Source organism: Anaerorhabdus sp. (assembly GCF_036657415.1).
Lineage (GTDB): Bacteria > Bacillota_I > Bacilli_A > Erysipelotrichales > Erysipelotrichaceae > Anaerorhabdus.
In genome coordinates, this window is the sequence record NZ_JAVXGL010000125.1 from 1 (window position 1) to 3,858 (window position 3,858).

Below are 3,858 nucleotides of genomic sequence, written 5' to 3' on the forward strand. Positions count from 1 at the left end.
TGATGAAATCTTATCAGTGGGGGCAACAATTCTTGTAGTCAAAGAAAATAAAATTTTATCGCAGTTACGATCTGATACAAGAACTTGGGGAATACCTGGTGGAGCAATTGAATTAGGGGAAACATTAGAAGAAACTGCATCGCGTGAACTGAAAGAAGAAACCGGATTAGTTGCGACTAAGTTTCAATTACTAAATGTATTTTCTGGTCCTGATTTTTTATTTACATATCCCAATAAAGATAAAGTTTATACGGTTCCTGTATTGTATAAAGCAATAGATGTAAGTGGTAATCTATCAATGAATGATAAAGAGAGTTTAGAATTGAAATATTTTGGTTTGGATGAAATACCTGAGTGTGAACCACGGGCGTATCATATACTTGCCTGGATGAAAGAAAATAAAATAGTCTAAAAAGAAGATGTTGCCAAACAACATCTTTTCTTGTAGACTGTCAGTGACTATTTGTGAAAAAGATACCAAGTGAGGGCGAAATGAAATATACAATTAAGGAAATTTCAGATTTATTGGGAGTAACAACACATAAGCTACGTTATTATGAGAAAATTGGGATTATCCAACCAGAGGTAAATGAACAAACAGGATATCGCTATTTTTCAGTTATTGACACAAGACGATTTAATTTAGCACGTTTATATCGAGGAATGGGTTTTAGTGTTGAAGAATGTTTATCTTTATTAGGAAATATGAAATCAATTGATATTATTGAGGCAATTGATAATCGACGTAACGAACTGAAAAAAGAAGTGCTTTTTAAAATGCTTTGTGTTGATGATATGGAACATTATACAAGCTTCTTAAAAAGTATACCGGAACTTATAGATAGCGTATCCATTGTTGAGTTAGAAAGACATATTCGACTGGAATTTTCTGATAATGAAAAAATAGTAAGAGATAAAAAAACATTACGATTGAGAGATGAACTGTTAGAATATACACCACTAATTCGCTGGGTTAGTAGAATTCCTAAAGAAACATTAGAAAAAAGATCGGGTGATTTGCATTATCATTATGGAATTAATATGCGATTTAAAAATGCTGTTGAACTGGGATTAAATGTAGACAATTATCAAGAGGTGGAAGCAGGTAAGTATTTAATCACCGTTTTTAAGAAAAATAATAATCCAAACTTTGGATGGGAAACATTAACATTAATTCAAGACTATTTGAAAAAGCACAATATTACGGAATTTGGTGATGGTTTCAGTTCTTGTATTCATTCTACGGCGATGGATGAGGTATATTCTAATTATCATTATTTAATTGTAAAAATTAATTGATAAAATATTAACAAAGTACTTGACCTTAGAGTAGGACTAACGTTTATAGTCATATTTGGAGGATAGAGATTATGAAAAAATTATTTAAAATTGCGTTAACTTTAGTCTTAGCATTCTCATTAGCTGCTTGTAGTAGTCCAAAAACTACAGGTTATAAAGCAGGTACTTATACTGCTGAAGCTAGTGGAATGAATGGACCAGTTAAAGTAGAAGTAACAGTTACAACGGATGCAATTGAAAAAGTTGTAGTTACAGAACACAATGAAACACCATCAATTAGTGATTTGGCAATCAGTGATATGCCAGTTCGTATTGTTGATGCACAAGGGTTAGGTGTAGATACAGTATCTGGAGCTACAATCACATCAAAAGCAATCTTAGAAGCAGTTGCGCTTGCGATGAAAGATGCAGGGGCAGATGTAGAAGCACTTAAAAAAGTAACTTCTAAAGTACAAGAAAAAGAAGAAGACAAAGAATATACTGCTGATGTTATCGTTATTGGTGCAGGTGGAGCTGGATTAGCAGCTGGTGTAACTGCAAATCAAGCAGGTGCTTCAGTTATCGTTATTGAAAAAATGCCTAAAGTTGGTGGCAACACAATTTTAGCAGGCGGAGCTTTAAATGCAGTTGACGAAGGTAGTGAAACTGCAATTGCAAATAAAGATTCTGTAGAATTACACTATACTCAAACATATGAAGGTGGTGACAAACAAGGAGATCCAGAACTTGTTAGAACACTTGTTACAAATGCATGGGATGGCGTAGAATGGTTACAAAGCCTAGGTATGGAATTTAAAGAAGGAACATTTACAGTATTAGGTGGTATGTGGCCAAGAGCACATAAACCAGTTGAACCAGTAGGTACAGGATTCTTTAATGCATATCAAAATTATGTTGATTCAAATGAAAATATTGATTTATATTTAGAAACAACAGCTAAAGAATTCATCGTTGAAGATGGTAAAGTAGTTGGCGTTATTGCTGAAGGTAAAACTGGAAATAAAATTACATTATATGCAAACAAAGGTGTTGTACTTGCAACAGGTGGATTTGGTAAAAACGTAGAAATGCGTCAAGAATACAATACACTTTGGGCAAACTTAGATGAAAGTATTAAGTCAACAAACCATGCAGGAGCTACCGGTGATGGTATCATCATGGCTGAAGCAATTGGTGCAGAACTTGTACAAATGGGTAACATTCAATTACTACCAATGGGAGATCCTGAAACAGGTAGCTTAAGTGGTAATATTGAAATGGGTGTTGAAAATAGAATTTTCGTCAATGATGAAGGAAATCGTTTCGTAGATGAAGGTGCACGTCGTGATGTTATGACAAACGCATTATTTGATCAACCTAACGCTCATATGTGGGTTATTCTAGATAGCCATGATTATCCAACAGGTGATGAAGTAAATAATTTTAATGAATCAATTAATCAACTAGTTGCGGATGGTCGTGCATTTAAAGGTGAAACACTTGAAGAACTAGCAGAACAAATTGGCGTAAATCCAGAAAACTTAGTTAAGGCAGTAGAAGGATTTAATGCTCATGTTGCTAATAAATCAGCAGATGAGTTTGGTAGAACACTTTACCAAGATCCTATTAACCAAGGTCCTTACTATGCGGGTGCACGTGTGCCAACAGTTCATCACACAATGGGTGGTGTAAAAATCAATACTGATGCACAAGTGATTAATACAGCAGGTGAGATTATTCCTGGATTATATGCTGCTGGAGAAGTAGTTGGAGGAATCCATGGAGCTAATCGTCTAGGCGGTAATGCATTGACAGATACTGTTGTCTTTGGACGTATTGCTGGATCATCAGCTGCAGCAGCAAAATAATTTTCATACAACTACATAGTTAGTAGCGTGGAATACGATTATAAAAAAATAGCCATTTATTTCATTAGAAATAGATGGCTTTCTTTTGTTTGCAAAGTTTTTTAAAAGTTCTGTAAAAGAGTGAGTGTTAGTCTTACAATACCAAGATTTAAATCATAAATTCTTTTTGCTAGGAACAAATAGATTGGTCATATTTACTTTTTCACGTTGCAACAGTTCGTTTTTACGATTTAAACCACCAGCGTAACCTGTTAGACTTCCACTTGTACCTACAACACGGTGGCAAGGAATAATCAAAGAAATTGGGTTGTGTCCAACTGCACCACCTATAGCTTGTGCAGACATCGATTTTTGGCCAGTCTGTTTAGCAATTTCTTGAGCAATGTCTTTATAGGTGATTACAGTTCCATATGGAATTGTGAGTAAAATATTCCATACCATTTCTCTAAATACAGTGGTGTTGTAGCGAAGCGGTGGTAAAAATGTTGGAATCTCTCCATTAAAGTAAATATCTAACCACGCTTTAGTTTGAATAAAAATGGGTAATTCTTTATCAATAGAATTGTGAGTTAGGGTTGAACCAAAATATTTTTGATCATTGAACCATAAACCTGTAAGATATTCGCCATCACTAGCCAGAGTAATAATACCAAGTGGAGAATGATAAGTTGTTGTATATGTCATTTTAGCTCCTTTTCTAATGCGCCTCCCG

The 3,858-nt window shown here is 34.6% G+C and carries 4 protein-coding genes; 3 read left to right on the forward strand and 1 reads right to left on the reverse strand.

The genetic code is table 11. The annotated features are described in order from the left end of the window. From RSB60_RS11105 to RSB60_RS11115, 3 genes are all read left to right on the forward strand, one after another. Positions 1-412 (forward strand): NUDIX hydrolase (locus RSB60_RS11105; protein ID WP_332616376.1); only part of this gene is annotated, 412 nt, incomplete at its 5' end. 80 nt (positions 413-492) lie between these two features. After that, the gene (locus tag RSB60_RS11110) at positions 493-1,299 is read left to right on the forward strand and encodes a MerR family transcriptional regulator (protein WP_323381940.1); all 807 of its coding nucleotides are present in this window, start codon (positions 493-495) and stop codon (positions 1,297-1,299) included. A gap of 71 nt (positions 1,300-1,370) precedes the next feature. After that, positions 1,371-3,146, forward strand: a complete 1,776-nt coding sequence (locus RSB60_RS11115; protein WP_332616378.1) for a flavocytochrome c — start codon at positions 1,371-1,373, stop codon at positions 3,144-3,146. Between the two features lie 153 nt (positions 3,147-3,299). Here RSB60_RS11115 and RSB60_RS11120 read toward each other — a convergent pair. Further along, a partial coding sequence (locus tag RSB60_RS11120; RefSeq protein WP_442879671.1) for a methylated-DNA--[protein]-cysteine S-methyltransferase occupies positions 3,300-3,858 on the reverse strand: 559 nt, incomplete at its 5' end.